Raw genomic sequence first — 5,874 nt, 5'->3', positions numbered from 1 at the left:
GCGCCCTACTCAATTCGCTACGAGGGCTTCAATGGCAGCTGAAAAGCCAACTTCGATTATTTGGTTCAACCGCCTGTTTCTGGCTTCAGCGGTCCTGGGCGTAGGGAATATTCTGGCTCATTATGGGCTGTTGCGAGGCATGGCGCTCGCACAGGGTTCGTCCCCGGCCGGGCCAATGCTGGGCATTGTGCTAGTCGTGCTCGAGTACCTCATATTTCGATATTTTATCGTCCGCCGGGGCAGTAACATTGCCAGATGGGTATTTGTTGCGGTGACGGCGTTTTCGGTCGTAATGGTTCCGCTCAATTTTCCGGCAGTGTTCGGGGTTGGCAGAGTGTATGCTGCCGCTGACATACTTTCGTATGTGTTCGAACTAGCTGCGGCGATGATGCTCTTCCGCAAGGATGCGGTGCGGTGGCTGCGTCGTGATAGAACTGCAATGGTGGAAACGTGACCATGCCCGGCTAGGTGGCTCTTAAGGTTTAACCCCCAACCCCCGCGCCAGCATCTCCGCCACCGTATCCGCGACCTCGGCCGCCTCGGCATCCTCGCTCCACACGCCGTAGCGCAGGCCCAGGAACACGTTCATCCCCATGATCGCCCAGGCGTGAACCTCGGACACATCGGCGCGCACCTCGCCGCGCTCCGCCGCTGCCTTCAGGCGCTTTTCGATGCGCTCGGCGGTGGTCTGGTAATGCAGACGGAAGCTCTCGGGATCGACGAACTCGGCCTCGTCGATGATGCGGTAGATTTCCTTGTGCTTGCGCACGAAGCCGATGAAGGTCTCCAGGCCCGCGCGCTCGGCGGCGATCTGCTCCGGCGCGGCGCGGATCGCGGGGGCGACATGTTCGCGCACCTGATCGCTCATGTCGCGCACCAGCGCGCGGAACACCGCGTCCTTCGAATCGAAATAGGTGTAGAAACTGCCCAGCGCCACGCCCGCGCGCCGCGTGATGCCGCTCACCGACCCTTCATGGAAACCCTTCTCGCCGAACTCCGCAGCGGCGGCGTCGAGGATCGCGCGGAGCGTGCGGCGGCCGCGCGCGGTGCGCGGCTCCTTCCCCTCGCTCGCCGCGCCGTCGCCCAGATGCAGGGCGGGGGGCAGTGTGGCGGCCTTGCCACGATCTAGCGTCATTTTTTCCCCTCCTTCATCCGGAAGTTGAAACCCGGTTCAGGTTTCACTATAGCCAAGCGCAACCACTGACAAGGCCGGGAGTCGTCGGCCGCTTTTGGGGAGGAAAGCATGAAGCGTCTCTATCCGTCTGTCCGCACCATTCTGACCGCCAGCGCTGCGCTGAGCGCGCTCGCATCCGTTCCCGCCCTGGGGCAGGACGCGCCCGCCGAGCCCGCTGCCGAAACGCAGGACAGCGGCGAAATCGTCGTCACCGCGCGTCGTCGCGAAGAAAGCCTGATCGACGTGCCGATCTCGATGTCGGTCGTCACCGGCGATTCGCTGGTCAAGAGCGGCGCGGCGGACATCACCGCGCTGCAGGACAAGACCCCGAACCTGACGCTGCAGATCGCGCGCGGTTCCAACTCCACCCTGATCGCGTTCAGCCGCGGCGTGGGTCAGCAGGATCCGCTGTGGGGCTTCGAACCCGGCGTCGCGCTGTATATCGACGATGTCTATGTCGCCCGCCCGCAGGGTGCTGTGCTCGACATTTTCGACGTCGAGCGGGTCGAAGTGCTGCGCGGGCCGCAGGGCACGCTCTATGGCCGCAACACCATCGGCGGCGCGGTGAAATATGTCACCCGCCGTCTGGGCGATGACTTCAAGGCGTCGTTCCGTGGCTCGTACGGCTCGTACAACCAGATCGATCTGGTCGGTCAGGTCGTGGTGCCGGTCGGCGACACGCTGTCGCTGGGCGCGGCGGTCGCGCAATACTGGCGCGACGGCTTCGGCACCAACCTCACCACCGGGGCCGAACACTATAACAAGGACGTGTTCGCCACCCGCCTGTCGGCCGAATTCACCCCGACCGACAATATCTTCGTGCGCGTCGCGGGCGACCGCGTGCTCGACCGGTCGAACCCGCGCCACGGCACGCGCCTGCTACCCAACGGCACCGACCCGATCTATGCCCCGACCGCCAGCGTCTATGACACGCGCGCCGGCATCGGCGACGACAATCGCGTCGAAACGCGCGGCCTGTCGGTCACGGGTGAGATCGGCCTGTCGGACGAACTGACCTTCAAGACCATCACGGCATGGCGCGACGGCAGCACCGACACGGTGATCGATTTCGACAACACGACCCTGCCGACGCTCGATGTTCCCGCCGAATATTCGGACCGCCAGTTCACTCAGGAGCTCCAGCTGCTGTATGAAGGCGATCGTCTGCAGGGCGTGTTCGGCCTCTATTATCTCAACGGTCGTGCCAGCGGCGCGTTCGACACCGTGGTCGGCTTGCTCAACACCACCACGCTGACGGCGGGTGACGTGTTTACGAAGAGCTATGCCGCGTTCGGCGACTTCAGCTTCGACGTGACCGATCAGTTCAAGATCTCCGCCGGCCTGCGCTACACCCGCGACGAAAAGACCGGCACGGTGTTCCGCCGCAACTATACCGGCATCCGCTCGCCCCGCTTCGGCAACGCCGCCGCGGTCCCGGGCCTGATCCGGTCGGATTACACCAACAGCCGCGATTTCGAGAAGCTGACCCCGCGCATCAGCCTGAGCTATCAGCCCAACGCCGACCTCAACATCTATGCCAGCTATGGCAAGGGCTATAAGTCGGGCGGGTTCGACATGCGCGGCGACGCGATCCTGACGCCGACCACCGTCAACGGATACGAGCCCGAGACGATCGACAGCTACGAACTCGGCATGAAGGGCGCGTTCCTCGACCGCACCCTGTTCGTGAACCTCGCGGGCTTCTTCTCGAACTACAAGGATCAGCAGGTCACGATTCAGGTGCCGGCGCTGCCCAGCGGCATCGCCAGCTTCGTGGATAACGCGGGCAAGGGCGAGATCTACGGCTTCGAACTCGAAACCCGCATGGTTCCGTCGCGCCACTTCCAGGCGAGCGTCGTGGTCGGCTACACCAATGCCGATTACAAGGAGTTCCTGACCTTCATCGGCGGCGGCACCACCCCGGTCGACGTGTCGAACGCGCGCGCGTTCCAGAATACGCCGGAATGGACTGCCAACGCGTCCTTCACCTGGTCGAACGACGTCGCCGGCGGCGTGCTCGCCTTCACCCCGGCGGTCTCGCTGCGCAGCGACACCCAGATGTTCGAACTGGCGACCCCGGCGCTCGATCAGGACGGCTATGCGCTGGTCGAGGCGTCGCTCAACTGGACCTCGAGCGATGGCCGTTACCGGTTCGGCATCGCGGGTCGCAACCTGACCGACAAGCGCTATCGCGTCGGCGGCTACAACTTCCCGGGCGCGCTCACCGGCAACTCGGTGATCGGCTATTACGGCCCGCCGCGCACCGTGACCGGCACGTTCGAGATCAAGTTCTGATCGCTTTCGTGCGTTGAGTTTGCCAGACTGATCGGGCCGGGCGTCGAAAGGGGGCGTCCGGCCCATTTTTTTAGGGGAGAGGGTATGAGCGCCACCAACGGGGCGGCACCGGCTGCACAGGGCCATGGCACGCCCGGCTATCGCGCAGTGGTGCTGGCAATGCTGCTGCTGGTCTATACCTTCAACTTCCTCGACCGGCAGATCCTCGGCATCCTCGCCGTGCCGATCAAGGCGGATCTGGGGCTGACCGACACCCAGCTCGGCGCGCTCGGCGGAATCGCCTTCGCCTTTCTCTATTCGACGCTGGGCGTGCCGCTGGCCCTGCTCGCCGACCGGACCAGCCGCACCTGGGTGGTGACGATCTCGCTCACCGTCTGGAGCGGCTTCACCGCCTTGTGCGGCCTCGCCAACAGCTTCTGGACCCTGTTCCTCTACCGCCTGGGTGTCGGCGTGGGCGAGGCGGGTGGCGTCGCGCCGTCCTATGCGATCATCGCCGACTATTTCCCCCAGCATCAGCGCGCCCGCGCGCTCGCCATCTACTCGCTCGGCATCCCGATCGGCCTCGCTTCGGGCACCTTGCTCGGCGCGTGGATCGCCAAGACCGTCGACTGGCGCTGGGCGTTCATCGTCGTCGGACTGGCCGGCGTGGTCATCGCCCCCTTCTTCCGCATGATCGTCAAGGAGCCGCCGCGCCCCGTCGCCACGACGGCCACCACGCGCGCGCCGATCGGGCAGGTGTTCGGCATCCTCGCAAAGAAGCCCAGCTTCTGGCTGATGGCGATCGGCGCGGGGTTCAGCTCGATGTGCGGCTATGGCCTCGCTTTCTGGGCGCCGACCTTCTTCGTGCGCAGCTTCGGCTTCGATCTCTCGACCACGAGCTATTTCTTCGGTTCGATCCTGCTCGTCGGCGGCACCATCGGCGTGTTCATGGGCGGCGTGCTCGCCGACCGGCTCGGCCGCAGCGACCGCGGCGCTTATGCCAAGCTTCCGGCGATCGCCTGGCTGATCTGCGTCCCGCTGTTCGCCGGCGGGTTCCTGACCGACAATGTGACCTTGGCCTGGTTCCTGTTCCTGATCCCCAACGGCCTCAACATCCTGTGGCTCGGTCCGGTCACCACCGCGATCCAGAACCTCGTGCCGCCCCAGATGCGCGCGACCGCCAGCGCCAGCTTCCTGCTGATCAACAATCTGATCGGGTTGGGCGCGGGCTCATGGGCGATGGGCGCGATGTCGGACGCGATGACCGCCAGCTACGGCAACGAAGCGCTGCGCTACTCGGCGGTCGCAGCCCTGTCCTTCTACGTCATCGCCGCCGTGCTGATGCTCTTCGCCGTCCGCACCCTGCGCAAGGACTGGGTGGAATAGAAATCCTCCCCCGCCAGGGGGAGGTGGCGCCGAAGGCGACGGAGGGGAGGGCGGCTGCGCCTTCTCGGCCGTTGCGCTTCCTCCCCCTCCGTCAGCTACGCTGACACCTCCCCCTGGCGGGGGAGGATGAAACAGTCCTCAATCCGCGAACAACAATACCGGCGTCTCGAGCAGCTTGCGCAGCGCCTGGACATAGCTCGCCGCGTCCCAGCCATCGACGACGCGATGGTCGCAGCTGATCGACAGGTTCATCAGCTTGGCGCGGACGATATCGTCGCCGACGAATATCGGGCGCTCGACGATCTTGTTGGGGCCGATGATCGCGACCTCGGGCCGGTTGATCACCGGGGTGGTCGCGATGCCGCCCAGCGGGCCGAGCGAGGTGATGGTGATCGTCCCGCCCTGCAGCTCTTCCGACTTGATCTTGCCCGTGCGCGCGGCTTCGGCCAGGCGACCGATCTCGCTCGCCAGCTGCCATACATTCATGTCCTGCGCGTCGCGGATCACCGGAACGGTCAGCCCGGCATCGGTCTGCGTTGCCATGCCCATATGCACGCGGCCATGGCGCGTCACCACGCCGCCCTCATCGTCATAGCGCGCGTTGAGCATCGGAAAGTCGGGCAACGTGCGACAGATCGCGACGATCAGGAACGGCAGCATCGTCAGCTTGGGCCGCGATCCGCGATTGGCGTTCAGGTCCGCGCGCATTGCCTCCAGAGCGGTGACGTCGATCTCGTCGACATAGGTGAAGTGCGGGATCGCGCGCTTCGCCGCGGCCATATTCTCGGCGATGCGGCGGCGCATCCCGATCACCTTGACCGCCTCATCCTCGCGCGCGCGGCTGGCGTGCGGGGCGTGATAGCCCTGCCCGCTGCCATAGCGCAGATAGGCGTCGAGATCGGAATGGCGGATGTGCTGCCCGTCATGCTTCACCTCGGACAGGTCGACGCCCAGATCCCTGGCGCGCGCACGCACGGCGGGGGAGGCGAGGACGTGGCGCCCTTCTTCCCCCCTCCCGCTTGCGGGAGGGGTCGGGGGAG

At 65.4% G+C, this 5,874-nt stretch carries 5 protein-coding genes; 3 read left to right on the top strand and 2 right to left on the bottom strand.

The genetic code is table 11. From position 1 onward, the window contains the following. A partial coding sequence (locus tag AX681_RS09525; RefSeq protein ID WP_231734922.1) for a hypothetical protein occupies positions 1–454 on the top strand: 454 nt, incomplete at its 5' end. 21 nt (positions 455–475) lie between these two features. Here AX681_RS09525 and AX681_RS09520 read toward each other — a convergent pair. Beyond that, entirely contained in the window at positions 476–1,135 is a 660-nt protein-coding gene (locus AX681_RS09520) for a TetR/AcrR family transcriptional regulator (protein WP_082738075.1), read from the bottom strand. A gap of 108 nt (positions 1,136–1,243) precedes the next feature. Between AX681_RS09520 and AX681_RS09515 the strand changes: the two genes are divergently transcribed. Further along, positions 1,244–3,469 carry a TonB-dependent receptor gene (locus tag AX681_RS09515; RefSeq protein WP_066663076.1) on the top strand — a complete coding sequence of 742 codons (2,226 nt, stop codon included), beginning with the start codon at positions 1,244–1,246 and terminating at the stop codon, positions 3,467–3,469. A gap of 84 nt (positions 3,470–3,553) precedes the next feature. Further along, entirely contained in the window at positions 3,554–4,834 is a 1,281-nt protein-coding gene (locus tag AX681_RS09510; RefSeq protein WP_066663079.1) for a spinster family MFS transporter, read from the top strand. A gap of 138 nt (positions 4,835–4,972) precedes the next feature. On the opposite strand, the gene AX681_RS09505 is transcribed toward AX681_RS09510, so the two are convergent. After that, the coding region (locus AX681_RS09505) for a dihydrolipoamide acetyltransferase family protein (protein ID WP_066682149.1) at positions 4,973–5,874 on the bottom strand (902 nt) is incomplete at its 5' end.

This window comes from Sphingomonas sp. CCH9-E2 (assembly GCF_001557215.1).
GTDB lineage: Bacteria > Pseudomonadota > Alphaproteobacteria > Sphingomonadales > Sphingomonadaceae > Sphingomonas.
Note: the sequence above shows the minus strand (reverse complement) of the source record. Positions and strands in the feature narration are given on the sequence as shown.

Bases quoted from the DNA above. Each gene is read 5' to 3' on its own strand.
- AX681_RS09520 (WP_082738075.1), bottom strand. From the start codon at position 1,135: ATGACGCTAGATCGTGGCAAGGCCGCCACACTGCCCCCCGCCCTGCAT.
- AX681_RS09515 (WP_066663076.1), top strand. From the start codon at position 1,244: ATGAAGCGTCTCTATCCGTCTGTCCGCACCATTCTGACCGCCAGCGCT.
- AX681_RS09510 (WP_066663079.1), top strand. From the start codon at position 3,554: ATGAGCGCCACCAACGGGGCGGCACCGGCTGCACAGGGCCATGGCACG.